24 protein-coding genes and 1 pseudogene are annotated in these 25,389 nt (G+C 65.9%); 12 read left to right on the top strand and 13 right to left on the bottom strand.

The window, feature by feature from the left end; all coding sequences use genetic code 11:
* Positions 1-2 precede the first annotated feature (2 nt).
* Positions 3-851, top strand: a complete 849-nt coding sequence (locus EI171_RS08255; RefSeq protein WP_028172797.1) for an amidohydrolase — start codon at positions 3-5, stop codon at positions 849-851.
* A gap of 201 nt (positions 852-1,052) precedes the next feature.
* Here the strand turns inward: EI171_RS08255 and EI171_RS08260 are convergent, their stop codons facing one another.
* The 4 genes and pseudogenes from EI171_RS08260 to EI171_RS08275 form a co-directional block, all read right to left on the bottom strand.
* Positions 1,053-1,418, bottom strand: coding sequence for a nuclear transport factor 2 family protein (locus EI171_RS08260; RefSeq protein ID WP_038965266.1), 366 nt, complete (start codon positions 1,416-1,418; stop codon positions 1,053-1,055).
* Positions 1,419-1,576: 158 nt separating this feature from the next.
* Entirely contained in the window at positions 1,577-1,927 is a 351-nt protein-coding gene (locus EI171_RS08265) for a RidA family protein (RefSeq protein WP_011083946.1), read from the bottom strand.
* Positions 1,928-2,077: 150 nt separating this feature from the next.
* Positions 2,078-2,993, bottom strand: a pseudogene (locus EI171_RS08270) (PHB depolymerase family esterase).
* A 3-nt stretch (positions 2,994-2,996) separates the two neighbouring features.
* Positions 2,997-4,655: an FAD-binding dehydrogenase gene (locus tag EI171_RS08275; protein ID WP_161533062.1), complete on the bottom strand. Its 1,659-nt coding sequence runs from the start codon at positions 4,653-4,655 to the stop codon at positions 2,997-2,999.
* A 265-nt stretch (positions 4,656-4,920) separates the two neighbouring features.
* On the opposite strand from EI171_RS08275, the gene EI171_RS08280 reads away from it, so the two are divergent.
* The 5 genes from EI171_RS08280 to EI171_RS08300 all read left to right on the top strand — a co-directional run bounded on the left by EI171_RS08280 (position 4,921) and on the right by EI171_RS08300 (position 9,278).
* Positions 4,921-5,442 (top strand): hypothetical protein, encoded by a 522-nt coding sequence (locus EI171_RS08280; RefSeq protein ID WP_028172800.1) that lies wholly within the window; start codon positions 4,921-4,923, stop codon positions 5,440-5,442.
* Between the two features lie 110 nt (positions 5,443-5,552).
* Positions 5,553-5,747: a hypothetical protein gene (locus tag EI171_RS08285; RefSeq protein ID WP_028172801.1), complete on the top strand. Its 195-nt coding sequence runs from the start codon at positions 5,553-5,555 to the stop codon at positions 5,745-5,747.
* Between the two features lie 24 nt (positions 5,748-5,771).
* The gene (locus tag EI171_RS08290; RefSeq protein ID WP_011083950.1) at positions 5,772-6,362 is read left to right on the top strand and encodes an SCO family protein; all 591 of its coding nucleotides are present in this window, start codon (positions 5,772-5,774) and stop codon (positions 6,360-6,362) included.
* Between the two features lie 187 nt (positions 6,363-6,549).
* Positions 6,550-7,485, top strand: coding sequence for a transporter substrate-binding domain-containing protein (locus EI171_RS08295; protein ID WP_161533063.1), 936 nt, complete (start codon positions 6,550-6,552; stop codon positions 7,483-7,485).
* Positions 7,486-7,634: 149 nt separating this feature from the next.
* Positions 7,635-9,278, top strand: a complete 1,644-nt coding sequence (locus EI171_RS08300; RefSeq protein WP_161533064.1) for a lysine--tRNA ligase — start codon at positions 7,635-7,637, stop codon at positions 9,276-9,278.
* Positions 9,279-9,299: 21 nt separating this feature from the next.
* Here the strand turns inward: EI171_RS08300 and EI171_RS08305 are convergent, their stop codons facing one another.
* Together EI171_RS08305 and EI171_RS08310 are read right to left on the bottom strand one after the other, a co-directional pair.
* Positions 9,300-9,785 (bottom strand): cupin domain-containing protein, encoded by a 486-nt coding sequence (locus EI171_RS08305; protein WP_161533065.1) that lies wholly within the window; start codon positions 9,783-9,785, stop codon positions 9,300-9,302.
* 109 nt (positions 9,786-9,894) lie between these two features.
* Entirely contained in the window at positions 9,895-10,665 is a 771-nt protein-coding gene (locus EI171_RS08310) for an AraC family transcriptional regulator (RefSeq protein WP_161533066.1), read from the bottom strand.
* 215 nt (positions 10,666-10,880) lie between these two features.
* Between EI171_RS08310 and EI171_RS08315 the strand changes: the two genes are divergently transcribed.
* Entirely contained in the window at positions 10,881-11,237 is a 357-nt protein-coding gene (locus EI171_RS08315; protein ID WP_161533067.1) for an antibiotic biosynthesis monooxygenase, read from the top strand.
* Here the strand turns inward: EI171_RS08315 and EI171_RS08320 are convergent.
* Together EI171_RS08320 and EI171_RS08325 are read right to left on the bottom strand one after the other, a co-directional pair.
* The gene (locus tag EI171_RS08320; protein WP_161533068.1) at positions 11,216-11,968 is read right to left on the bottom strand and encodes a carbonic anhydrase; all 753 of its coding nucleotides are present in this window, start codon (positions 11,966-11,968) and stop codon (positions 11,216-11,218) included. The genes EI171_RS08315 and EI171_RS08320 overlap by 22 nt on opposite strands.
* 89 nt (positions 11,969-12,057) lie before the next feature.
* Complete coding sequence (locus EI171_RS08325; protein ID WP_011083957.1) at positions 12,058-12,711, bottom strand: helix-turn-helix transcriptional regulator; 654 nt, start codon at positions 12,709-12,711, stop codon at positions 12,058-12,060.
* Positions 12,712-13,014: 303 nt separating this feature from the next.
* Here EI171_RS08325 and EI171_RS08330 point away from each other — a divergent pair, with 303 nt between their 5' ends.
* Both EI171_RS08330 and EI171_RS08335 read left to right on the top strand, forming a co-directional pair.
* On the top strand, positions 13,015-13,362 hold the full coding sequence (locus EI171_RS08330; protein WP_011083958.1) for a DUF952 domain-containing protein: 348 nt from the start codon (positions 13,015-13,017) through the stop codon (positions 13,360-13,362).
* Positions 13,359-14,456, top strand: a complete 1,098-nt coding sequence (locus EI171_RS08335; RefSeq protein ID WP_011083959.1) for a quinone-dependent dihydroorotate dehydrogenase — start codon at positions 13,359-13,361, stop codon at positions 14,454-14,456. The genes EI171_RS08330 and EI171_RS08335 overlap by 4 nt, the downstream gene beginning before the upstream one ends.
* Before the next feature lie 74 nt (positions 14,457-14,530).
* Here EI171_RS08335 and EI171_RS08340 read toward each other — a convergent pair whose 3' ends face one another.
* The 5 genes from EI171_RS08340 to EI171_RS08360 all read right to left on the bottom strand — a co-directional run bounded on the left by EI171_RS08340 (position 14,531) and on the right by EI171_RS08360 (position 20,167).
* Positions 14,531-15,856, bottom strand: coding sequence for an MATE family efflux transporter (locus EI171_RS08340; protein ID WP_161533069.1), 1,326 nt, complete (start codon positions 15,854-15,856; stop codon positions 14,531-14,533).
* A gap of 1 nt (position 15,857) precedes the next feature.
* Positions 15,858-16,592: an MBL fold metallo-hydrolase gene (locus EI171_RS08345; RefSeq protein ID WP_161533070.1), complete on the bottom strand. Its 735-nt coding sequence runs from the start codon at positions 16,590-16,592 to the stop codon at positions 15,858-15,860.
* A 31-nt stretch (positions 16,593-16,623) separates the two neighbouring features.
* The gene (locus EI171_RS08350) at positions 16,624-16,926 is read right to left on the bottom strand and encodes a DUF6460 domain-containing protein (protein WP_028172810.1); all 303 of its coding nucleotides are present in this window, start codon (positions 16,924-16,926) and stop codon (positions 16,624-16,626) included.
* Between the two features lie 329 nt (positions 16,927-17,255).
* Positions 17,256-19,133 carry an ATP-dependent DNA ligase gene (locus EI171_RS08355; RefSeq protein WP_011083963.1) on the bottom strand — a complete coding sequence of 626 codons (1,878 nt, stop codon included), beginning with the start codon at positions 19,131-19,133 and terminating at the stop codon, positions 17,256-17,258.
* Positions 19,130-20,167 carry a ligase-associated DNA damage response exonuclease gene (locus EI171_RS08360; RefSeq protein WP_161533071.1) on the bottom strand — a complete coding sequence of 346 codons (1,038 nt, stop codon included), beginning with the start codon at positions 20,165-20,167 and terminating at the stop codon, positions 19,130-19,132. The genes EI171_RS08355 and EI171_RS08360 overlap by 4 nt, the downstream gene beginning before the upstream one ends.
* Positions 20,168-20,231: 64 nt before the next feature.
* Between EI171_RS08360 and EI171_RS08365 the strand changes: the two genes are divergently transcribed.
* From EI171_RS08365 to EI171_RS08375, 3 genes are all read left to right on the top strand, one after another.
* Positions 20,232-21,158, top strand: a complete 927-nt coding sequence (locus tag EI171_RS08365) for a class I SAM-dependent methyltransferase (protein ID WP_161533072.1) — start codon at positions 20,232-20,234, stop codon at positions 21,156-21,158.
* A gap of 116 nt (positions 21,159-21,274) precedes the next feature.
* Complete coding sequence (locus tag EI171_RS08370) at positions 21,275-22,504, top strand: ABC transporter substrate-binding protein (RefSeq protein WP_028172814.1); 1,230 nt, start codon at positions 21,275-21,277, stop codon at positions 22,502-22,504.
* 229 nt (positions 22,505-22,733) lie between these two features.
* Positions 22,734-25,343: a ligase-associated DNA damage response DEXH box helicase gene (locus EI171_RS08375; protein WP_371740480.1), complete on the top strand. Its 2,610-nt coding sequence runs from the start codon at positions 22,734-22,736 to the stop codon at positions 25,341-25,343.
* Positions 25,344-25,389 lie beyond the last annotated feature (46 nt).

Genomic DNA, 25,389 nt, shown 5'->3' on the forward strand with positions numbered 1-25,389 from the left:
GCATGGTGATCGACGCCCATCAGCATTTCTGGGATCCGGCGCGCGCCGACTATCCCTGGATGGAGGCGCCCGAACTCGCGCCGATCCGCCGTGCCTTCGGCCCCGCCGATCTCGCGCCGCTGTTGAAGGCGAATGGCATCGACGCGAGCATCGTGGTGCAGTGCCGCTCGGCGCTGGAGGAGACCGAGGAATTCTTGCGCATCGCGCATGCGACGCCCTCTGTCGTCGGCGTCGTCGGCTGGGTCGATCTGACCGATGGCGCGCTTGGGGACACGCTCGACCGGCTGCGCGCCGCGCCGGGCGGCGACAAGCTGGTCGGCATCCGCCACCAGGTCCACGACGAGGCCGATCCAGATTGGCTGCTCCGCGAGGACGTCCGGCGCGGGCTTGCCGCATTGTTCGTCCGCGATCTCACTTACGACTTCCTCGTCCGCACCCGCGAATTGCCGGCGGCGATCGCAACCGCGCAGGCCTTTCCCAACGCGCGCTTCGTGCTCGACCATGCCGCCAAGCCGCCGATCGCTTCCGGCGGAAGCGCCGAATGGGCTGATCGCATCAAGGCGCTCGCCGCTTGCGGCAATGTCTGGTGCAAGATCTCCGGGCTCGCGACGGAAGCGGTCTGGAGCGACTGGGACGCGGATCGGCTGTTGCCGTTCGTCCAGCACGCCGCGACATGTTTCGGTGAGGATCGTTTGATCTTCGGCTCCGACTGGCCGGTGTGCCTGCTTGCGGGAAGCTATGCCGAGATCAAGGGCGCGCTGGAGGCGTGTTTGGCGAGGCTCGGGCCGGGCGTGCGGGACAAGGCGTTCGGGGTGAATGCGAAGGCTGCGTATCGGCTAGCGATTGCTTAAGCCGAGCTCGCGCCCCAACCAAGGTGTCGTCCCGGCCTAGTGCGCAATTGCGCACGGGGGGCCGGGACCCATAACCCCAAGGGAGTAGTCTGGCGAAGACTAGTCGTTCGGTACTCCCACCGCGCGCAGTCCGAGAGATCACGCGGTATGGGTCCCGGCCTGCGCGGGGACGACGACGGAGCTTGAGGCTGCGCTCGCCCCTCACGCGCCCGCGGGCACCTGGTCCAGGAATCCCGTGATGCTTCTGATGCGCCCGTCCTTCAGCACGGCGAAATCGGTGCCCTTGATCGGGCTGTCGGCGCCATCGGGGCCGAGGCCCCAGCTGAAGCGGAGATGATCGCCGTAGCCGTTGGGCTCGCCGAGCAGCTTGAACTTGAAATCGGGAAAGCGCTGTTGCACGCCTGATATCAGCGCGTCGATGCCGTCCTGGCCGTCGCCCTTCATCAGCGGATCGACATAGCTCGCATCCGCCGTCCAGTTCTGGCTCAGCAGCTCGCGCCGGCGGCTTGTCGTGCGCTCGTTCCAGAGCTCGATGTAGTGGCGGGCAATGGTGACGTGGTCGGTCATGGTGCTCTCCTTCGATGACGCCGTGTTCGGCTGATCGTCACTATCGAAGGTTCGCGCACGCCGATCGATTACCTCTGAGGTCATCGGCGTGCGCAAAAAAAATGAAGCGCGATGATGTTCTCATCGCGCTTCAGTCGCATGCGAATTGTTCGCGAAGATTACTTCGCGGCTGTGACCATGATCTCGACGGTGTATTGCGGCGCGGCCAGCTTGGCCTCGACGGTGGCGCGGGCCGGGGTATTGCCGGGGGAGACCCAGGCGTCCCACACCGCGTTCATCTCGCCAAACGTCTTCATGTCGGTGATGTAGATCGTGGCCGAGAGCAGCTTCGACTTGTCGGTGCCGGCCTTGGCGAGATGGCCGTCGATCGTCGCCAGGATGTCCTGGGTCTGCTTCGTCACGCTTTCGCCGGCGGCTTTGCTCGCGACGACACCGGCGAGATAGACGGTGTTGCCGTGCACGACGACCTGGCTCATGCGCGGGCCGGTTTCAAAACGCTGAATGCTCATTTGGGATCTCCTGGTGGAATGGCGGCCCTGTCTAGCCCAGCACCTCGCGCTCAGCCACCCCAGGCACGCATGCGTTGCCAGGCACGCATGCGTTGCCAGGCACGCATGCGTTGCCCGTGGCGCATGCGTCGTGGGCGTTGCACGCGTTCCCTACGGAAACTGACTGAAGAACGTCCAGATCGTCTCGGCGCCGTCGATGTCGCTGTTCTGAGGCCCGAGCAGGCTGGTTGCGACCTTGGGGAAGCGGGCATCCGGCGCGAAGCCGGGCATGCGATGGCCGCCATGGTTGACGCGATAGAGCACGACGTCGTGCCCCCTGGGGCAGCGCGAGGAGATCCGCGTGACCGTGGACTGGTCCGCGGGTGCCCTGTCGGGCATTTCAGTCAGATTGGCATCATCGGTCTCGCAGCCGTTGAGCTTGCGCCAGAAGGCAAACGTCTCTTCGGTCGACCAGAACCCGTCCGCGGCAAAATAGCTCGATCCGCGTCCGCCCTCGTAGGGCACCAGCGGGTCGGCCGTGCCGTTCATGATCAGCATCGGCAGCGGCCGCGACGGATGGCACGTGACCGCGGCTTCGTCGGTGAGGTTCATGATCACGCTCGCGCCTGCCGTAAACAGATCGGCGCGGGCGCAAGCAAGCGTCATCGCCATGGCGCCGCCATTGGAGATGCCGGCGACGTAGACGCGGCCAGGGTCGGCCGTGCCGTTCGTCACCAGTTTCTCGACGAGCTTGGCGATGAAGGCGACGTCGTCGGTGCCCTCGGGCGGGCCTCGGAGCGCGGGTCCCGCCTTCGTCCTCGCATCGGCCCAGGCATGGTTGAGCCCATCCGGAAAGACCACCGCGAAACCTTCGCGCTTTGCGACCTGCGGCCACGCCGTCCGCGCGACCATGTCGGCGCCGCGCTGCGTCTTGCCATGCAGCACGACCACCAGCGGGACAAGTCGCTTGGCCGGCAGTTGCACGTGTAGGACGCATCACGCCGTTGACGTCGATGGTGTCGGCGGACGCAGCCGGGGCGGTGGCGAAGCCCGCGAGAAGCGCCCCGATATGCATCCACCGCCGCACGATCTAGCCTACCGCCTTCGCCGCCGCACGGCCCGCATTGCGGCCCGAGAACAGGCAGCCACCGAGGAAAGTGCCTTCGAGGGAGCGATAGCCGTGCACGCCGCCGCCGCCGAAGCCCGCGGCTTCGCCGACCGCATAGAGGCCGGGAATGATACTGCCCTCGCTGCCGAACACGCGCGAGTCGAGATCGGTCTCGAAGCCGCCGAGCGTCTTGCGGGTGAGAATGTTGAGCTTGACCGCGATCAGCGGTCCGTGTGCGGGATCGAGGATGCGATGCGGGGAGGCGGTGCGGATCAGCTTGTCGCCGATATAGCGGCGCGCATTGTGGATGTTCATCACCTGCGCGTCCTTGACGTAGGGATTGGCGATCTCGCGGTCGCGCGCCTCGATCTGCATCTTGATGTGCTCGAGCCTGAGGAGGTCGCTGCCGGCAAGCTTGTTCATCGCCGCAACGAGATCGTCGATCTTGTCGCGCACGATGAAGTCGACACCATGGCTTTTGAATGCTTCCACCGGCGCCGGCGCGCCCTTGTTGGTGGCGCGGCGCAGCGTCATGCGCCAGCTCTTGCCGGTGAGGTCAGGGTTCTGCTCCGAGCCCGACAGCGCGAACTCCTTCTTGATGATGCTCTGGGTCAGGATGAACCAGGAATAATCATGGCCCGTCGACATGATGTATTTGAGCTGGCCGAGCGTGTCGGAGCCGGGGAACAGCGGCGCCGGCAAACGCGTGCCGGTGGCGTCGAACCACATGGACGAGGGCCCCGGCAGGATGCGGATGCCGTGGCGCGGCCAGATCGGTGACCAGTTCTGGATGCCCTCGACATAGTGCCACATGCGATCGCGGTTGATCAGCCGCGCACCCGCCTGCTCCGTGATGCCGATCATGCGGCCGTCGACGTGTTCGGGCACGCCCGAGATCATGAATTTTGGCGGCTCGCCGAGCCGCTTGGGCCAGTTCTGCCGCACCAGCTCGTGATTGCCGCCGATGCCGCCGGAGGCGACGATCACGGCCTGCGCCTTCAGTGCAAACTCCCCGACGACATTGCGCGAGGAGCTCTTGCCGCGCTCGACATTGTCGGGCGCGAGAACGGCGCCGCTGACGCCATCCACCGTGCCATTGGTGATGGACAACGCGTCGACGCGGTGGCGGAATTTGAAGATCAAGCGGCCGCTCTTCATCGCCTCGCGCGCGCGGCGCTCGAACGGCTCGACGATGCCGGGCCCGGTTCCCCAGGTGACGTGGAAGCGCGGCACCGAATTGCCGTGGCCCATCGCGTCATAGCCGCCGCGCTCGGCCCAGCCGACCACGGGGAAGATGCGATGTCCCATCGCGTGCAGCCAGTCGCGCTTCTCGCCGGCCGCGAAGGCCACATAGGCCTCGGCCCATTTGCGCGGCCAGTGATCCTCGTCGCGGTCGAAGCCGGCGGTTCCGAGCCAGTCCTGCATTGCGAGATCGAAGGAATCCTTGATACCGAGCCGGCGCTGCTCGGGCGAATTGACCAGGAATAGTCCGCCGAACGACCAGAACGCCTGGCCACCGACCGACTGCTCGCCTTCCTGGTCGACCACGATCACGCGCTTGCCCGCATCCGCGATCTCGGTTGCGGCCACGAGGCCCGATAGTCCGGCGCCGACAACGATGACGTCTGTCTCTTCAGCCATGCGCGTCCCCCTCCATAGGTTCCCCCCTGTAGTTGCCCGGATTGAAGCCAGCGGTTCTAACTGAGATCAAGGGTGTGGCGCGTAAGACATCATTAACTTGTTCCACTTTGGGATAGAGCCCGGCCAAGTGCAGCGCGGACGCAACACTGGATTTGAATTTGTTTTGAGTCAGCCGGCCTGCCTAGACAAAACCTTGGTTACGACGGACGCTAGCCGTGCATCACCACCTGACACGCAGATTCGAATTCGACTGGGGCGGGGGACAATGAAGTTTCTGACGGGGTTGCTGGCGGCGGTTGTGCTCATCGCTTGCATGGGGGCTTCTCACGCGGTGGTTCGCATCGCGGATGACCGCGGCGGCCGGATCGGAACCTACGTCGACAAATACCAGGACCTGCGGCAGTCCGGCGAAACCGTCATCATCGACGGCCTCTGCGCCTCCGCCTGCACCATCGTCCTCGGCGCCATCCCGCACGACCGCATCTGCGTGACCTCGAGCGCGACGCTCGGCTTCCATGCCGCCTGGGATTTCGGCGCCAATGGCCGCGCCGTCACCAATTCCGAAGCAACCCAGATGCTTTACGCAATGTATCCCTCGCAGGTGAGGCGCTGGATCAGCCAGCGCGGGGGCCTGACCCCGCACATGCTTTTCCTGAGGGGCAAGCAGCTTCAGGCCATGTACAAGCCCTGCTACATGGACGCGCAGGCCTCGGCGATCAAACCGACCCGCCGGTCTCTCCCGCAATCGGACCAGCTCGAGTCCGCCCGGGGCCAGCTCCTGCACTGACATCCTCGGCACGACGGGTTTGCTTTAGCCCGCCAGCGGCGCCTTGCCCGCAGGCGGGCTAAAGCTTATCTCAAAGCTAGGGAACCGGGGCTTTCGCCCCGATCGTTGTCATGGCTCAACCAGTGCGCCCGGCCGATCCGTTACAGGACAATTCGCCCAATGCCGGCCGGACGCCGTCTGTGCTGCTGTTGGCTGGCACAGGTGTCGGCGGCCTGGTCGTGATCGGCGCGCTGGCGCTGTGGTTCCACTATGGCACCCAGGTGTTCTTCGAAATGATCAGGACCGGCTTCATTGCCTGCTTCTGACCCCCGACAGGAAGTCTTCCGCCCATGAGCTCCGCCACCCGCCCGCTGGTGATCGCGACCGCCTTCGCCGCAAGCCTGATCGTCGGGCTGCTGATCATGTTCTGGGCCATGGGCGGGGTCGGCAAGGTGGCGCAACCGGCTGCGATCGGCGGCCCGTTCCAGCTCACCGACCAGAACGGCAAGGCCGTCACCGACAAGAGCCTGAAGGGCAAGCCGACCCTGATCTTCTTCGGCTACACCCATTGCCCCGACGTCTGCCCGACCTCGCTGTTCGAGATCTCGGAAGTGCTGCGCGCGATGGGCAAGGACGCCGACAAGGTCAACGCCATCTTCATCTCGGTCGACCCCGAGCGGGACACGCCGGCGACGATGAAGAACTATCTGTCGAGCTTCGATCCGCATCTCGAGGGCCTCAGCGGCGATCCCGCCGAGATCGCCAAGGTGATCACGTCCTACCGGGTCTACGCCAAGAAGGTCCCGACCAAGGACGGCGACTACACCATGGACCACACCGCGCTGATCTATCTGATGGACCGCGACGGCCGCTTCGTCTCGCCGTTCAACCTCAAGCGGACGCCGGAAGAGGCCGCGGCGGACCTAAAGCGTTATCTGTAGTTTGGTGGATCGGTCGGGCCGCGTCCTCTCGGGGATTGTCCCTCCGCGGAGACACCCTCTCCCCGACCCCCTCCCGCAAGCGGGAGAGGGAGCGCACCTTCACCCTGACCGCAATCGGCGCTCGCGTTCCCGGGCGGATGGTCTATAAGGCCCTCCGATCCCAACGAAATTCGTTCATTTCCGGCCGATGGCTCCATCGCAACAGGCGAAATCGTCCAAATCTGCCCGTGGCTTGCTGACAGGGCTGGCCGTCGGCGCCTGCCTGTTCGCCGGCCTGCCCGGCGCGACGGCGCAGGCCCCGGCCAAGCAGCCTCCGGCGGCGCCCCAGGTCACCCCGCAGGTCGCGCCCCAGGCGGCCCCGCAGGCCGTGCCCGGCTTCTGGGACCCGCGGCGGCGGCCGGAGCGGCCGGACCTGTCGCGCCTGACCGTGATCCGCTTTTTGACCGAGACCGACTATCCGCCGTTCAACTACACCGGCGCCGACGGCAATCCGGCCGGCTTCAACGTCGATCTCGCCCGCGCGCTCTGCGAGGAGATCAAGGTCACCTGCACGGTGCAGATGCGCCGCTTCGAGACCCTGGTCGACGCGCTCACCTCGAACCGGGGCGATGCCATCATCGCCTCGATGGCGGTGAGCCCGCAGCTCCGGGCCCGCGTCGACTTCTCCGATCCCTATTACCGCGTGCCGGCGCGCTTTGCCTCGCGCAAGGATGCGGTGATGCCGGAAATCCGCCCGGAATATCTCGAGGGCAAGAAGGTGGGCGTGATCGGCGGCTCCGCGCATGAAGCCTATCTCAAGGCGATGTTCACCGACGCCGAGCTGCACCCCTATCCCAACGACGACGCGATGCGCGCCGCGCTTCGCAAGGGCGAGGTCGACTTCATTTTCGGCGACGCCATCTCGCTCGCCTTCTGGATCAACGGCACGGATTCGGGCGATTGCTGCGCCTTCTCCGGCGGTCCCTTCGTTGAGAGCCGCTTTTTCGGTGAAGGCATCGGCATCGCCGTGCGCAAGGGCAACGACGTGCTGCGCCAGGCCCTGAACTGGGCCCTGTTCCGCGTCTGGGAAAAAGGCCGCTACACCGACCTGTGGCTGCGGTATTTTTCGGTGAGCCCGTTCTAACCATCGATCGTCATTCCGGGGCGCGCGAAGCGCGAACCCGGAATCTCGAGATTCCGGGTTCGATGCTGCGCATCGCCCCGGAATGACGATCAAGACCATTTTTGCATTCTGCCGGGAAATCGCTATTTTCCGCGGCCCGGAGGCCCCTGATGTCCGTTATCGATCTTGCCGCGAATCCGAGCGACCTGCGTGCGCTCGCCGAACAATCCAACGCCTGGCCGTTCGAGCAGGCGAAGGCCATTGTCGCGCGGCTGAACAAAAGCCCGAAGGACGAGGTGCTGTTCGAGACCGGCTACGGCCCCTCGGGCCTGCCGCATATCGGCACGTTCGGCGAGGTCGCGCGCACCTCGATGGTGCGCCATGCCTTCCGCGTGCTGACCGAGGACAAGATCAAGACGCGTCTGCTCGCCTTCTCCGACGACATGGACGGGTTTCGGAAGGTGCCGGACAACGTCCCCAACAAGGAGATGCTGGCTGCGCATCTCGGCAAGCCGCTGACGCGCGTGCCGGATCCGTTCTCCAACGAATATCCGTCGTTCGGGCACCACAACAACGCCCGCCTGCGCGCCTTCCTCGATCATTTCGGCTTCGACTACGAGTTCGCGAGCTCGACCGACTATTATACGTCCGGCCGTTTCGACGCGACGCTGCTGAAGATGCTCGCCGCCTACGACAAGGTCATGGCGATCATCCTGCCGACGCTGGGGCCGGACCGCCGCGCGACTTATTCGCCGTTCCTGCCCATCAGCAAGACCACCGGAATCGTGCTCCAGGTGCCGATGATCCGCCGCGATGTCGCGGCCGGCACGGTGACCTATGTCGATCCGGATACCAACCAGGAAGTCGAGACGCCTGTCACCGGCGGCAACGTCAAGTGCCAGTGGAAGGCCGACTGGGCGATGCGCTGGGTTGCGCTCGGTGTCGACTACGAGATGGCCGGCAAGGACCTGATCGATTCCGTGAAGCTCTCGGGCGCGATCGCCCGGGCGCTCGGCGCCACGCCGCCCGAAGGCTTCAACTACGAGCTCTTCCTCGACGAGCAAGGCCAGAAGATCTCGAAGTCGAAGGGCAACGGCCTCACCATCGACGAATGGCTGCGCTACGCCTCGCCGGAATCGCTGTCGCTGTTCATGTATCGCGAGCCGAAGGCGGCCAAGCGGCTGTATTTCGACGTCATCCCGCGCAACGTGGACGACTACCAGCAGTTCATCGACGGCTTTGCGAAGCAGGATGGCAAGCAGCAGCTCGGCAATCCGGTCTGGCACATCCACAACGGCCATCCGCCGAAGGGCGACATGCCCGTCACCTTCCAGCTTCTCTTGACGCTGGTGTCGTCGTCGAATGCGGAGAATGCCGAGACGCTGTGGGGCTTCATCGGCCGCTATCGCCCCGGCGTGAGCCCCAAGACGCATCCCAAGCTCGATGCGATGGTCGGCTACGCCATCAACTACTACCGCGATTTCGTGGCGCCGACGAAGCAGTTCCGCGTGCCGACCGAGACCGAGCGCGCCGCGCTGCAGGATCTGCGCGATGCGCTGTCGCAGCTTCCGCAGGAATCCTCGGCCGAGGACATCCAGAACGTCGTCTACGAGATCGGTCGCCGCGAGCCGTTCCTCGACCAGGTCAAGAAGGGCAAGGACGGCCGTCCGGGCGTGACGCTCGACTGGTTCAACATGCTCTACCAGGTGCTGCTCGGCCAGGAGAAGGGCCCGCGCTTCGGCTCCTTCGTTGCGGTGTACGGTGTGCAGAACGCGGTCAACATGATCGACGGCGCGCTGGCGCGGAGCGCGTGAGGCAGGTAGCGAGGCGCGGCCCTAAAGCGGCTCGCCCGCCTTGGTCGTGAATTTGTAGACGCCATCCGGCCCGAGCACGGCGTGCATGTCGACGTCGGGATAGCTGATCACGTCGTCCGGCGTGCGATCGCCGATCACGAGCAGCCTGACGTCGCGCGTGGTGCGATTGACGAAGCGGTGCGCATCGCCGCTGCCGGCGGGGAAGCCGGCGCACATACCCGTCGTCAGCACCTGCGCGCCGGAATCGGTCTCGAGCACCACTTCGCCCTCGATCACGAAGACGAACTCGTCCTGGCGCGAATGCGCGTGACGGAACGAGGATTGCCCGCCCGGAATGATCCGGGTCAGGTTGACGCCGAAATTCTTCAGCCCCGCATGCTCGCCGAGCCGGCGGTTGTAGCGCATCTGGTTCGCGGCGCGGTGCAGCTGCGGATAGCCGGTGAAATTGCTCTCGCTGACGTCCTCCGGATCGAATGCGGGGAGTCTCGGTTCCGATGGTGTGGTCATTTCGCTTTCTCGGTCAGGCCGGGAATCGGCACGGCGCCCGCCGCGCAGAACCTCCGCAGCATCGCAGTAGGGCGCGTGTTCCCCGGCAGTATTGGCTGAAATTGCGGCGTCAGCCCGCTCGCGCGGCCTGCGCAAACTGCAAGGGCGTGATGCCGTAGCAGCGCCTGAAATGCTTGTTGAGCGCGGCCTGGTCGCAGAATCCCGCCGCCAGCGCGCTGTCGGCCAGCGAATGGCCACGCCTCAAGAAATGGCAGGCCGCGTTGAGCCTGATGTGGACGAGATAGGAGTGCGGGGTGAGGCCAACCGTGCGCTTGAACAGCCCGATCAGCTGGAAACTGGTGAGGCCTGCGAGGCCGGCAAGCTGGTCCAGGCTCAGATTTTCGGCATGGCGCTCCCGCATCAGGGCGATCAACCGCGACACGACGGCGTCGCGGCCGGCAGGGATCTTGCTGCGGCGTCCGTCACCATAGCGCTCGAACAGACGGCCGAAGGCATCGGCGACCAGCTCGTCGGCCAAAAGGTCGTCCTGTTCGGTTTCCAGCACCCGGTGCAACCGGTCGAAGCGCCCGATCAGATCGCCGTCGTCGAGCATGCTCTCCTGGAGGTGGGGCAGGGGGTCCGTGCCGAAGCGCCGCGCGAGGTCGCCGATTGCAGGCTGGGCGAGATAGAAGGCGCGATAGCGCCATCGTCCGCTATCGCCCATCCGGGCCGACTGCCGCTCGTCCGGATTGGAGACGAACAGCGTGGCGGCGCCGACCTTTCGCACGACATTGCGGTTGCGGATTTCGGCGCCGCCGGACTCCGTTACCGCGATCACATAGGCATCATGGGTGTGCGAACCGTAGTCGTGGTGGCGGAAATCGGCGCGCAGCAGGCTCATGCCGGGAATCCGCCGGCTGTGCCAATAGCTCGTGTGGTTGCCAGTGTGCCGGCGCGCCATCGTCGGTCCGTGTGCTCCGTCTCTCGCACATCATGACGCGACGGGCGGTCCTGGACGAGAGGCAAAATCGGGATGGGAGCGTTGCCGCAATTTCAGCCAATACGGCGCCGGGTGTGTTCCCGCAAGACTCGGCCTTGCAGGCTTCGGAGAGAAGGATGATCGCTCGCATCTGGCGTGCGGCGGCCGCGCGCGACAAGGCCGCCCTCTATCAGCATCACTTTGCAACCCGGGTGGTGCCGCACCTTGAGGCCATCGACGGCTTTTCCGGCGCCTCGCTGTTGCGCCGCGAGGTGGAGGGGGGCACCGAAGTGCTGGCGCTGACGCTGTGGCAGGGCCTCGACAGCATCCGCGCCTTCACGGGATCCGATCCCGACAAGGCCGTCGTCGATCCTGAGGCGCAGGCCATGCTGACGGCCTTCGATGCAACGGCCGCCAACTACGAGGTCGTCGTGGACATCAGACAGAACGTCCGAGGTGCCGAGGCTGCGCCTCAGGTCGAGCGTAGCACGTAACGCCGGTTGTCCTTCTGCACCGGCCGCGCGTTCATCGGATAGAGCTTTGCGAAGGCCGCGACGTCGGCGGCCGAGACCTGGATCGGGGTGGTCAGCAGCAGCCATTCGACCACTTCCGAGCAGGGCGGCGTCGTCAGCGAGCCGGGATAGCGGAAGTAGCTGAGCCTCGTTGGCAGCATGGCGAGGGGATCGATGCTCGCGTCGGCTTTCACCGCGGGGCCTTCCGCCGCCGGCATGGTCTTGACGATCTTGCCGAAGGCCGCGTTCGGCTTGCCCTCGGCCATCAGCACGCCGACCACGGCGAGCCCGCCGGCATCGTTGCGATGGACGAAATGCGCCTCCATCGGAAAATTCTTGCCGCCGATCATGTGCTCGCTCGGCCGGTGGAAGTGCACCTGGAGCAGCTTGTATTTGACGTCGCCGAGCGTGAGCGTGCTGCCTTCGGCGAAGTTGAGCTGGATCGTGTGCCCGTTGTTGACGATGGTGTCGGCGCTCTTGCCCCAATTCAGCTTCAACGTCGGCAATTGCGACTTGATCGTCGCCTCGATGTCGATCGGCGATTGTTGCAGGCCGACCGCGCAGGCCTTGTTGGCCGCGTCGAGATCGCCCCATTTGGCAGGGGCTCCGGCGCCTTCATAGCTCCAATGCACGCCTTCGGCGGCGAAGGCCGGCTTGCAGACCGGACAAAGCGCAAGACCCGCGAGGGCCTTCAATGCGTGACGGCGATTCATCATATTCCCCCAAGATGAATTAGATCGGCGATGCGCGCGCAACCTAGGCGAGAGGCGCGGTGAGTCGCAATGGCCGTCGCGCGTTGAATTTATTGGCTCGCCCACACGATCCTTGCGACCCACGCGAGCTCACCCGCCGCGATCGTGCGCTCGGCCTGCGAGGCATCGAGCGGCAGCAAGTCCAGCGCCTTGGCCGTGCGGCGCTTCAACGTTGCGACCGTCACCTCGCCCGCCTTGGTCGTCACCACGACACGATCCCCCTTGCGGATCGGCGTGCCGGGTGAGACCAGGATGACGTCGCCGTTGCGATAGGTCGGGGCAAGCGCATCGCCGGCAATCTCCAGCGCAAACGTCTGGCTGTCCTCGGCGGTGGGAAGCGCGAGCTCGGTCCAGCCCTTGCCGGACGGAAGGCCGGACTCGTCGAAAGCGCCGCTCGCGCCCGCCTGTGCGAGCCCGAGCAGCGGCACCGAGCGGCTGTTGCCGGTTTCGTCGCTGATCAACCCGGCAAAGACATCGATTGAGGCGCCGGCCGCCGCCAGTGCCTTTGCGATCGATTCGGTCGAGGGCCAGCGCTCGCGGCCGTCCGAGGTGACGCGCTTGGACCGGTTGAAAGTGGTGGGGTCGAGCCCTGCCCGCTTGGCGAGGCCGGACGGAGACAGCCCGGCGCGCGCCGCCAGCCGATCCAGCGCGACCCAGATCTGGTCGTGAGTCAGTATCCTCTGCGCTTTGGCCTGTCTGACCATGGAAGGTCCAGCCCGTCGCAACTCAGGAAAACTGTCCTCAAATCAACCGGTTTTCCGATTTTCGCGCAAGAGGCGACGGCGGACGCGCTTTCAAGCGAAGCGGATACCGGTTCGCGTCAAGAATACGCGTCAAAACAAGAATTTAGAGCCCGTTCCGATTTCATCGGAATGGAATAGGCTCTAAGTCTTGAGTTCGGAAGGGGCCGCCTTTACGGTCGCGCCGGGTTTTGAGACCCGCAAGAGACGAAAAACCCCAAGAGACTCAACGAGCTGACTCAAAGAGCAAACAGGGCTCCACATCAGGTGGTCAACAAGATCTACAAAATCTGTCCGGCCTCGGCCTGGCGCGAGGCGGAACGGCAGGGCGTGTACCGCGGCAGCGCGGACGACGCGCGCGACGGCTTCATCCATTTCTCGACGGCCGCCCAGGTTCCCGAGACCTTGCGCAAGCATTATTTCGGGCAGCGCGCGCTGTTCCTGGTCGAGGTCGACGGCGATGCGCTCGGCAGCGAATTGCGCTGGGAGCGCTCGCGCAATGACGAGCTGTTTCCGCATCTCTATGGCGAGCTCGATTTCGGCGCGGTCATCTCGGTGGTGAACCTCAACATGCGCTCGGACGGCGGCCACGACATGCCGGAGCTTGCCCCGTGATTCGCGCCTTCGATGCTCTTTCGCTGCCGGTGCTGCGCTGGCTCGATCCGGAGGATGCGCATCGCCTGGCGATCCAGGGCCTGCGCTTCCTGCCGCCGGTCAAGCCGCGCGCTGACGATCCCAAGCTCGCGGTGCGCGCCTTCGGGCTCAACTTTCCCAACCCGATCGGCATGGCCGCGGGCTTCGACAAGAGCGCGGAGGTGCCGGATGCGCTGCTGCGCCTCGGCTTCGGCTTCGTCGAGATCGGCTCGGTGACGCCCAAGCCGCAAAGCGGCAATCCGCGGCCGCGGCTGTTCCGGCTCGAGCGCGACGAGGCCGTCATCAACCGCATGGGCTTCAACAATGACGGCGCGGATGTCGCGCTGCGCAGGCTCGCCGCGCGCGCGCAGCACGGCGGCATCGTCGGCGTCAATGTCGGCGCCAACAAGGATTCGCCGGACCGCGTTGGGGACTACGTCAAGCTGATCGAGGCCTTTGCGCCGGTCGCGAGCTATTTCACGATCAACGTCTCCTCGCCGAACACGCCGGGCCTGCGCAACTTGCAGGAAGGCGCGCTGCTCGACGACCTCCTCGCAAGGGTGATCGACGCGCGCGAGCGGGTGCGCCAGAAGGCCGGCGACACGCCGGTGCTGCTGAAGATCGCGCCGGATTTGAGCCTTGCCCAGCTCGACGACGTCGTGCAGGTCGCGCGCTCGCGCCGGGTCGACGGCATGATCGTGTCGAATACGACGATCGCACGGCCGAGCACGCTGCGCGAGGAAATGCGGGCGAAGGAGCAGGGCGGCCTGTCCGGCCGGCCGCTGTTCCGCCTGTCGACGCGCATGGTCGCGGAGACCTATGTGCGCGTCGAGGGCGCGTTCCCGCTGGTCGGCGTCGGCGGTGTCGATTCCGGCGGCGCCGCGCTGACGAAAATCCGCGCCGGCGCGAGCCTGATCCAGCTCTATTCGTCGCTGGTCTACAAGGGCCTCGGCCTCGTCGAGGAGATCAAGCGCGACCTCACCTCGACATTGCTGCGCACGGGCCGGGATTCGCTCTCCGACATCGTCGGCGCGGATGCTGCGACGCTGACGGCGGAAGACTGGCCGGGGATGTGAGGCGCCGTTCTTCGCCTCTCCCCGCTTGCGGGGAGAGGCGAAGAGAAAGCCGCTCCATCCGGGCCACGATTGTTCTACGATTTCGGAAACGTCGCCCCATACAGCGCCGGATAGCGCGCGCCCTGCAGGCCGCCGCGCGCGACATAGAAGGCGATCAGCGCGCACCATAGCCCGGCATTGCCGAGGGATTGCAGCGCCCACCAGGTGAAGAGGAAGATCGCCAGCGAGGCCAGCATGAGATTGCGCATCTCGCGGGCCCAGGTGGCGCCGATATAGATCCCGTCGAAGCCGAAGGCGAACACGCCGGGCACCGGCGCGAGCACGATGAAGGGCAGGAAGTCGCGCGCGGCCCGGCGAACGTCTTCGCTCGCGGTCATGACATTGATCAGCGCCGTCCCGAACAGCGCGAACAGCACCGCGACCACCAGCGCGAAGCCGAGCCCCCACGCGAGCACCAGCCGGGTCGAATCCGCAAAACCCCTTGCATCGCGTGCGCCAAAGGTGCGGCCGCAGAGCTGCTGGGCCGCGTTCGCAAGACCGTCGAGGAAGAAGGCGCTGACCAGCAGGAAATTGTTGAGCACGGAATTCGCGGCCAGCGTGACATCGCCGGCGCGCGCGCCCTTCGCGGTAAAGAACAGGAACACGGCGATCAGCGCCGCGGTGCGGATCATGATGTCGGAGTTCACCGCCAGCATCCGCATCAGCTTGGCCCGGTCGAACAAGGTGGCGCGAGGCACGCCAAAGCCGCCGTCCACATGGCGGCGGCAGACGATCACGCCGAGCGCGAAGCCGATGGTCTCCGAGAGCAGCGCGGCGATCGCAGCGCCCGCGATGCCGGTGTCGTAGACCAGCACCAGCAGGATCGTCGCCGCCATGTTGACGAGATTGATGACGATCTGAAGCAGCAGCGCCGGATTGGCGCGGGCCTGCCCCACCAGCCAGCCGAGGATGACATAGTTGGCGAAGGCCAGCGGCGACGACCAGATCCGGATCATGAAATAGGTCTTGGCGGCGCGCGTGACGCCTTCGCTGCCGCCCATCAGGTCGAACAGCACGGCCGCCAGCGGCAGTTGCAGCGCGATCAGAGCAGCCCCGATCAGGCCCGCGACGATGAAGCCGCGCATCAGGATCGCGGTCAGCTCGCGCGTCTCGCCGGCGCCGAGCGCCTGCGCGGTGAAGGCGAGCGTGCTCATGCGCAGGAAGCCGAACAGCCAGAACAGGCAGTCGAAGATGACGGAGGCCATCGCCACGCCGCCGAGCAGCGCGGCATCGTCGAGCCGCCCGATCGCCGTGGTCGAGACCACCCCGATCAGCGGCGTGGTGAGGTTCGCAACCATCGCCGGACCCGCGATGGCGAAGACCTGGCGGGAGCCGATCTTGAGGGGAACGGGCGCGTGCATGTCAGAACACGAGCACCATGCCGTCTTCGGCGGCGAGATGCTCGATATCGACGAGGCGCGACAGCATGTCGTCGCTCATGTGGGTGAGGACGAGGCGTTTGGCGCCGATCGCGGGCAGATGCTGTTCCAAGGTCTTCAGGCTGAGATGGTTCTTGACCACCTTCTCGTACATATAGGCTTCCGCGATGAAAAGGTCCGCGCCATGCGCCAGCGGAATGAGCGTTTCCGTCCACTCGGTGTCGGCGCTGTAGGCGAGCGTGCGGCCCTCGGTCTCGACGCGGTAGGCGAGGAACGGGCCGCCGGATTCGCCGTGCACGACCGGGTAGGGCGTCACCGTCACCGCGCCGAAATTGCGCCTTTGCCCGGGCGCGAGCTCGACGACGGAGAGCTCGAAGCGCTGCTTGGTCTTCGAGGAATGCTCGAACAAAACCTCCATCACCTCGCGCAGCCGTGTCTCGATGCCTTGCGGGCCCGCGATCGTCAGCGGTCGCGTTCGCCGCGAGAACTGCGCGTCGAGCAGGACAAACGGCAGGCCTGCAAAATGGTCGCCGTGGAAATGCGTGATCAGGATCAGATCGATGTCGTTGCGGTCGATCTCGAGTCGCTTCAGCGCCGGCAGGGCCGACGCGCCGCAGTCGATCAGGAAGTTGGCCTCGCGCCCCGCAACGTGGAAGCAGGTGTTGAGCCTGCCGCCCGAGCCGAAGGCGTCGCCGCAGCCGACAAAGCGTAATTGCATCGGCTGAGGGCTCCCCGAGCTTGACCCGGATTTAGCGGCGCGGCGCGCCGAAGACGCGCGACAGCAGCCAGATCGGAATCACGATGACCGCGCCGAGCAGGAAGTAGCGCCACAGCCAGTTCACGGCATCGAAGCCGAGATCCCACAGCCGCTGGAACAAGAGGCGAATGCTGTAGATGATATTCCAGGGATCGAAGCCGATCGCCGCCAGCACGACGCCCACCAGGATCGAGAGCAGGACGAGGCGAAACGCGACCGCCAGCGGCGAGCCGCCGAGAAAGCGGTTCAGGCCATCACTGCGGCCGGCCGGCAAATCTCTGACGTCTTGGACCATCGCAAAAAACTCCTCGCGGGATTCGACCCGATTATAAGTCACGGCGGGGCACATGGGGAACCCGTAACCGGCCGTCAATCAGCTTACCGCATTTTAATTTCGGCAGCGCGCCAGCGATTTGGGTGCACGCCGGCGGCTGGGCTCACCTCTCCCGCTTGCGGGAGAGGTCGGCGCGTCCGGCGATGCGAAGCATCGTCCCGAGCGCCGGTGAGGGCTCTGTCCTCTTGGGGAATCCCGATGAGGGGACACCCTCACCCCAACCTCTCCCGCAAGCGGGAGAGGGGGCGCACCTTCGCCTTGGCGACAATCGAGCCTCGTCTCAGCACGCTTCAAGCCTCAACCTCCGCCGCTTCCGCCTTCAGCATCTTTTCCAGGGTTTCCAGCCGGTCGGCCTCCCGCGGCGGCTTGTCCCACCGCAGTCGGCTGATGCGGGGAAAGCGCATCGCGACGCCTGATTTGTGCCGCGGCGAGCGCTGCAGCCCTTCGAACGCGACCTCCAGCACCAGCCCCTTGTCGCCCTCGTGCACGACATGGCGCACCGGGCCGAACTTTTCCGTGGTGTTGCGGCGGACGAAGCGGTCGATCTGGAGTAGTTCCTCGTCGGTGAAGCCGAAATAGGCCTTTCCCACCGGTACCAGCTCGTCGCCGGTCTCACCTTCGGTCCAGACGCCAAACGTGTAATCGGAATAATAGGACGAGCGCTTGCCGTGGCCGCGCTGCGCGTACATCAGCACGGCATCGATGATGTGTGGGTCGCGCTTCCACTTCCACCATTGGCCCTTCGGCCGGCCGGGCAGATAAGGCGCATCGCGCCGCTTCAGCATCACGCCCTCGACGGCGTCGGCATCCTCGCCGGCGCCGGCACTTGCGGGGTCGGCGCGCGCGGCGGTCAGCGCCTCCCAGCTCGCGAAGGGCACGATGGGCGACAGATCGATGCGGGGATCGCCGAGCTTAGTGATGAATGTTTCCAGCCGTTCCCGCCGCTCCGTGAACGGCAATTCACGCAAATCGTTCTCATCGTCGCCGAGCAGATCGTAGGCGCGCAGATGGATCGGGAATTCCTTGATCAGCTTTGGCGAGACCGCCTTGCGATTGAGCCGCTGCTGGAGAACGTTGAAGCTCTGCACGCGGCCCTCGCGCAGGATCAGAAGCTCGCCGTCGATCGCGCCCGGCAGGCGCAGCGACGGCACGAGATCCGGAAAGCTCCCCGTGATGTCCTCGCCGGTGCGCGAATAGAGCCGGGCAGTGACGTGGCCGCGGTCGTCGCGGCCCGCAACCGCCTGCACGCGGATGCCGTCCCATTTCCATTCGGCGATGTAGTCGGCGGGATCGAGCGCGACGAAATCGGTATCGTCGATCGCATGCGCGAGCATCACCGGGCGGAACGGCGCGGGATCGCGATTGACCGGCTTTTCGCCGCGGCCTTCCAGCCAGGCGAACAGGTCGAGATAGGGTGGCGCGAGCCCCGGCCAGATCAGCTCGACCTCATGCGGGTCCTTGTCGCCGAGCGCCGCCGCGGCGGTCTTCGCCAGCCGCGCGGAAATGCCGATGCGAAGCGCGCCGGTGACGAGCTTCAGTAGCGCCCAGCGGCCGGTCTCATCGAGCTCGTCGAGCCAGCGTTCGAGCTGTTTTGGCAGCTCGGTCTTGCCGAGGGTGCGGAGCGTGGTGACGACTTCGGTGAGGGTTGGGGGAGGTGGGTTGTTGTGGTTGCTTGGGTGGAGCGCATCGCTGGCATCTCGCCCGCGGTACCCCCCTCCCTGACCCTCCCCCGCAAGGGGGGAGGGAACGGTGAGGCTCGTGCCTCCATCACTTTGGGAATCGCTATTAGTTGTTGTGCTCGCTGACAGCGCCGCGTACTGCTGCGCTCCCTCCCCCCTTGTGGGGGAGGGCGGGGGAGAGGGGTGGCCCGGAAAAGATTCGTCGCTGCTTGCGCTGCGCTTCGGCCACATCAGCGCCACCGTCTCCGAGAGATCGCCGACATAATCGTAACTCAACCCGAACAGCACCTCGTCCGTGCGCGACGCGATCAGGTCGCGGATCAGCGCCGGCTTGGCGTGCTTGAAGCTGAGCGCGCCGGTCAGTGCCGCCAGCGCGTAGCCGCGATCGGGATCGCCGACCTCGCGGAAATAGCCGGTGATCAGCCGCAGCTTGTTGTTGCGCCCGGGCTCGTAGGCGAGACGGTCGAGGAGTTCGGCGAAGCGGTTCATGCTTCGGCCTCGTCGGCAATCGGCGTCTCGCTCTCCTCCTCATCGCCATAGCCGACCAGATCGAGCGGCTGCGCCCTCAGGCCGCGCGATTGGCACCAATGCACCAGCGCGTCTTCCTGGCCGTGGGTGACCCAGATCTCGCCGGCGCCGGTCGCCGCGATCGTGGCGGTGAGGCCGTCCCAGTCGGCGTGGTCGGAAATCACGAGCGGCAATTCGACGCCGCGCTGCCGCGCGCGGGCGCGCACGCGCATCCACCCTGAGGCGAAGGCGGTGACGGGATCGGGAAAACGGCGCGTCCAGATATCTGATGTCGCTGACGGCGGTGCCAGCGTGATGGTGCCGGCGAGCGCCGCCTTCTTCACGCCCATCACCGGCCTGAGATCGCCAAGTGCGATCCCGCGGCTCTGGTAGTAATGCGTGATCGTCTCCATGGCGCCATGCAGATAGATCGGTGCGTCATAGCCGGCCTGCCGCAGCAGCGCGATCACGCGTTGCGCCTTGCCAAGCGAATAGGCGCCGACGAGATGCGCGCGTTCGGGAAACAGCGCGACCGAGGCGAGCAGCTTCTTCACTTCATCGGCCGCATCGCCATGCCGGAACACCGGCAGGCCGAACGTCGCCTCGGTGATGAAGACGTCGCAGGGCACCAGCTCGAACGGCGCGCAGGTCGGATCTCGCGCGTCCTTGTAGTCGCCGGAGGCGACGATGCAGGTGTCTTTGCATGTCACCGCGATCTGCGCCGAGCCCAGCACATGCCCGGCCGGGTGGAATTTCACGCTGACATCGCCGAGCCGGATCTCCTCGCCGTAACGGATGGCTTGCGTCGAGCCGGCGAAATTCTCGCCATAGCGCAGCCGCATCATGTCGAGCGTTTCCTGCGTCGCCAGCACCGCGCCATGGCCGGCGCGGGCATGGTCGGAATGGCCGTGGGTGATCAAAGCCCGCTCGACCGGGCGCACGGGATCGATGTGGAAGCCGCCGGGCTTGCAGCACAGGCCGGCAGCAGCTGGCAACAGGATGTCTTGCGGGCGCATGACTGGTATATAGGCTGCCTCACCGCATCTTCGAGTCACCACCCGCTTCGCTTCCTGGTTCCCAATGCCGCTCCGCCTGTTTCTGACCTCCGGCGATCTCATGGCCGACCGCCGTTTCGAATTCGCGCGCGACCTCCAGCTCAAGGGCGATCTGCCTGCCGCCGCCGATCTCCTGGAGCAGGCGATCGAGCTCGCACCGAATTTCGCCTCGGCCTGGTTCACGCTCGGCGAGATCCGGCAGCAACTCGGCGAGCGCGACAAGGCCATCGCGGCCTTTCGCAAATCGCGGGAGTCCGATCCGGGGGATCAGCATGGTGCCGGCCTGCATCTGATACGGCTCGGCGACGCGCAGATGACGGAGATGCCCAAGGCTTATGTGCAGGCCCTGTTCGATCAGTACGCGCCGCGTTTCGAAGACGTGCTGATCAACGATCTCGGCTATCGCGCCCCGGCGCTGATCTTCAAGGCGGTGCTGGCCGCGCGCGTTGCCGCGAAGAAGCCGGCTTTCTTCAAGCGCACCATCGATCTCGGTTGCGGCACTGGGCTTGCGGCCGCCGCCTTCGCCAAGCAGGTCGATCATTTCATCGGTATCGACCTGTCGCCCGGCATGATCAGGGTGGCGCGCGCGACCGAGCTCTATGCCGAGCTCGAGGTCGCCGACATGATCGAGGGCCTGCGCAGCAAGGGCGATGGATGCGCGAACCTCGTCGTGGCCGCGGACGCGTTCGTCTATCTCTCCGATCTCGCGCCGGTGTTGGCCGAAGCCGGGCGCGTGCTTGCAGCGGGCGGCGTGCTTGCCTTCACGCTGGAGACGCATGACGGCAGCGGCATCGTTCTCGGCGAAGGCCTGCGCTATGCCCATTCGGCGGAATATGTGCGGCGCGCGATTGCGCAAGCCGGACTGAAGCTCCTCACCCTGGAGCCGGGCTCTCCGCGCAACGAGAACAACGAGCCGGTGCGCGGCCTCGTCGTCGTCGCCGAGAAAACTTGAGTCTAGGCGCTAAACGCCCCGCGATTTGAGCGTCATTGCGTCGCAAAGCGACGACTTCGGACTTGCGAGCCGTGCTGCGATGCCAGCACAATGCGCGCGCCAGGGAGAAACAAATAATGACCAAGAATCCATCGCGGCGCGATTTCAGCGCCGCCGCGCTCGCCACCATCGCCGCATCCACCTTGCCCGCGCCATATGTCTGGGCCGCGGAGAAGAAATACGATGCGGGCGCCAGCGACACCGAGATCAAGATCGGGCAGACCGTGCCGCATTCCGGCCCCGGCTCGCTCTACGGCGTGCTCGGGCGCGTCGGCGAGGCCTATTTCCAGATGCTGAACGAGAAGGGCGGCATCAACGGGCGCAAGATCAAGTTTCTCACCATGGACGACGCCTACAGCGCGCCGAAATGCGTCGAGGCGACGCGGCGCCTGGTCGAGCAGGAGGAGGTGCTGGCGCTCTACGGCTCGCTCGGCACCGCGCCGCAGACCGCCGTGCACAAATACCTGAACTCCAAGGGCGTGCCGCAGCTGCTGCTCAACACCGGCGCGTCGAAGTGGAACAATCCGAAAGAGTTCAAATGGACGATGGCGGGCCTGCCGCTCTATCCGACCGAGGCGCGCATCCTGGCGCGGCATGTCGTCAGCGTGAAGCCGAACGCCAAGATCGGCATCCTCTACCAGAACGACGATTTTGGCCGCGACTTCCTCGGTCCCTTCAAGAAGGTGCTGACTGACGCCGGCGGCACCGCGCAGGTGATCATGGAGCAGACCTACGATCTCACCGAGCCGACCGTCGATTCCCAGCTCATCAATCTCTCGAAGTCGGGCGCCGACGTGTTCTACAACATCTCCACCGGCAAGGCGTCGTCGCAGTCGATCCGGAAAGTGGCCGAGCTCGGCTGGAAGCCGCTGCAACTGTTGTCCGCGGGCTCGACCGGCCGCTCGATTCTGAACGCCGCGGGCCTCGAGAACGCCGCCGGCATCGTCGCCATCCGCTACAACAAGGAGGTCGGCCTGCCCAAATGGGAGAAGGACCCCGACGTGATGGCGTTCGAGGAGCTGCGCAAGAAGTACACGCCGGCCATCGACCCCGACAACACCATCGCCTTCGCCGGCTACGGCCAGGCCGTCACTATGGGCGAGATCCTGCGCCGCTGCGGCGATGATCTCACGCGTGCCAACGTGCTGAAGCAGGCCTCGACTCTTGCCGGCTTCCACTCGCCCTACTTCCTCGAGGGCGTCACCTACAGCTACACGCCCGAGGACTACACGCCGATGAAGACGCTCTTCATCTCCACCTTCACCGGCAAGGATTGGGATATCTCCGACAAGCCGATGTCGGAGTAGGAAACGGGCAGGACGTCGTAGGGTGGGCAAAGGCGCCCTTGCGCCGGGCCCACCATCTCTCCAGGTACCCATACGCGAAGGGTGGGCACGCTACGCTTTGCCCACCCTACGAGACCTCCCTCCACCCCTCGACGAACCCGCCCCCACGGCTTACCTGTGATGCCGTGCCGCCCCGCATCCACAAAATCCCGGCCGAGCCGGCCGCGCCGCTGCCCGACCGTTTCGAGGCGTGGTTCGCGGCGCGCGGCTGGTCGCCGCGCGCGCATCAACTGGCGCTGCTGGAGAAGGCGCGCGAGGACCGCTCCGCGCTGCTGATCGCGCCGACCGGCGCCGGCAAGACGCTGGCGGGATTTCTGCCGACGCTGGTGGAGTTGTCTTCTTTCTCTTCTCCCTCCCCCCTTGTGGGGGAGGGGCGGGGAGGGGGTGGCCACAAGCACCGTTCGTGGCTCCACCCCCCTCCCGGCAGCCTGCGGCTGCCGACCTCCCCCACAAGGGGGGAGGTGACAACAACAGCCTCGTCTCCACCGGCCGCAGCGTGCAGCGTAGCGCTGGCCTCCACACGCTCTACATCTCGCCGCTCAAGGCGCTCGCCGTCGACATCGCGCGCAACCTGGAGCGACCGATCGCCGAGATGGCGCTGCCGATCAAGGTCGAGACCCGCACCGGCGACACGCCGGTGTCGCGGCGGCAGCGGCAGCGGCGCTATCCGCCTGATATCCTGCTGACGACGCCGGAGCAGCTCGCCCTTCTGCTCTCCTCCGACGACGCCCCGTTCCTGTTCTCCTCCTTGAAGCGCATCGTGCTGGACGAGCTGCACGCGCTGGTGACGTCCAAGCGCGGCGATCTGCTCTCGCTCGGGCTGGCGCGGTTGTGGCGGCTGGCGCCGCAGATCCGCGCGATCGGATTGTCGGCGACCGTGGCCGAGCCGGACCAGCTCGCGCGCTTCCTGGTGCCGCAGCCCGGCGGCAAGGAAGTGGCCGCCGACATCGTGATCGCCGGCGGTGCCGCGCCGCCGCTGGTCGAGATGCTCGATACGCGCGAGCGGCTGCCCTGGGCCGGCCACGGCGCGCGTCACGCGCTCAGCGAGGTCTATGAGCTGATCAAGGCGAACAAGACCACGCTGGTCTTCGTCAACACCCGCAGCCAGGCGGAGATGTTGTTCCAGGATCTCTGGCGCATGAACGACGACGGGCTCGCGATCGCGCTGCATCACGGCTCGCTCGACGTCGCCCAGCGCCGCAAGGTCGAGGACGCGATGTCGGCAGGTAAGCTGCGCGCCGTGGTCTGCACCTCCTCGCTCGACCTCGGCGTCGACTGGGGCGACGTCGATCTCGTCGTCAATATCGGCGCGCCCAAGGGCTCGTCACGCCTGATGCAGCGCATCGGCCGCGCCAACCACCGCCTCGACGAGGCCTCGCGCGCGGTGCTGGTGCCGGCCAACCGTTTCGAGGTGCTGGAGTGTCGCGTCGCGATCGATGCCATCGCCGAGAATGCGCAGGACACGCCGCCGCTGCGAACAGGCGCGCTCGACGTGCTGGCCCAGCATGTGCTCGGCTGCGCCTGCGGCGAGCCGTTTCTCTCCGACGAGCTCTATGACGAGGTGCGCACCGCCGCGCCTTACGCCGATCTCGCGCGGCGGGATTTCGACGACGTCGTCGATTTCGTCGCCTCCGGCGGCTATGCGCTGAAGACCTACGAGCGCTTCGCCCGCATCAGGCAGGATAAGCAGGGACGCTGGCGCGTCGCCAATCCAAAGGTGCGGCAGAGCTATCGTCTCAATGTCGGCACCATCGTCGAGGAGCCGATGCTGAAGGTGCGGTTGGTGCGTTCCCGCTCCACCAGCAGCGGTTCGACCGGCGCGATCGCGCGCGGCGGCCGCGTGCTCGGCGAGATCGAGGAATATTTTATCGAGGGGCTGACCGCCGGCGACACCTTTGTGTTCGGCGGCGAGGTCGTGCGCTACGAGGCGCTCGCCGAGGATCAGGTCTATGTTTCCCGCGCCAACGACAAGGATCCGAAGGTGCCGTCCTATATGGGCGGCAAGTTCCCGCTCTCGACCTATCTGGCGGAGCGTGTGCGCCGCCTGCTCGACGACAGGCGCGCATGGAACGGTCTGCCGGAGCAGGTGCGCGACTGGCTGTCGTTGCAGAAGGACGTCTCGCGCGTGCCGGGTGTCCGCGAGCTTCTGGTCGAGACCTTTCCACGCGGCAACAAGCATTATCTGATCTGCTATCCCTTCGAAGGGCGCCTCGCGCACCAGACGCTCGGCATGCTCTTGACGCGTCGTCTGGAGCGTGCCCGCGCCCGGCCGCTCGGCTTTGTCGCCAACGAATATGCGGTGGCGATCTGGGGGCTGGGCGACGCCTCCTTCATGGTCCGCAACGGCGAGCTCAATCTCGACGCGCTGTTCAACCCCGACATGCTGGGGGACGATCTCGAAGCATGGCTGGCCGAATCCGCGCTGATGAAGCGCACCTTCCGCAACTGCGCGCTGATCTCCGGCCTGATCGAGCGCCGCTTCACCAATGAGGACAAGAGCCGCCGCCAGGTGCTGTTCTCGACCGATCTCGTCTACGACGTCCTGCGCAAGCATCAGGCCGATCACGTCCTCTTGCGCGCCGCCCGCGCCGATGCCGCCACCGGGCTGCTCGACCTGCGCCGTCTCGGCGGCATGCTGGCCCGCATCCAGGGCCGCATCACCCACCGGGAACTCGACCACGTCTCCCCGCTCGCCGTCCCCGTGATGCTGGAAATCGGCCGCGAGTCAGTCTATGGCGAGGCTGCAGACGAGCTCCTGGCCGAGGCCGCCGACGAGCTGGTCAAAGAGGCGATGGGATAAGAGCAGGTTTTGACGTGACGGCAGGCGCGCTGGTTTCAGGAGATGT

The sequence above is a fragment of the Bradyrhizobium sp. LCT2 genome (genome assembly GCF_009931255.1).
GTDB lineage: Bacteria > Pseudomonadota > Alphaproteobacteria > Rhizobiales > Xanthobacteraceae > Bradyrhizobium > Bradyrhizobium diazoefficiens.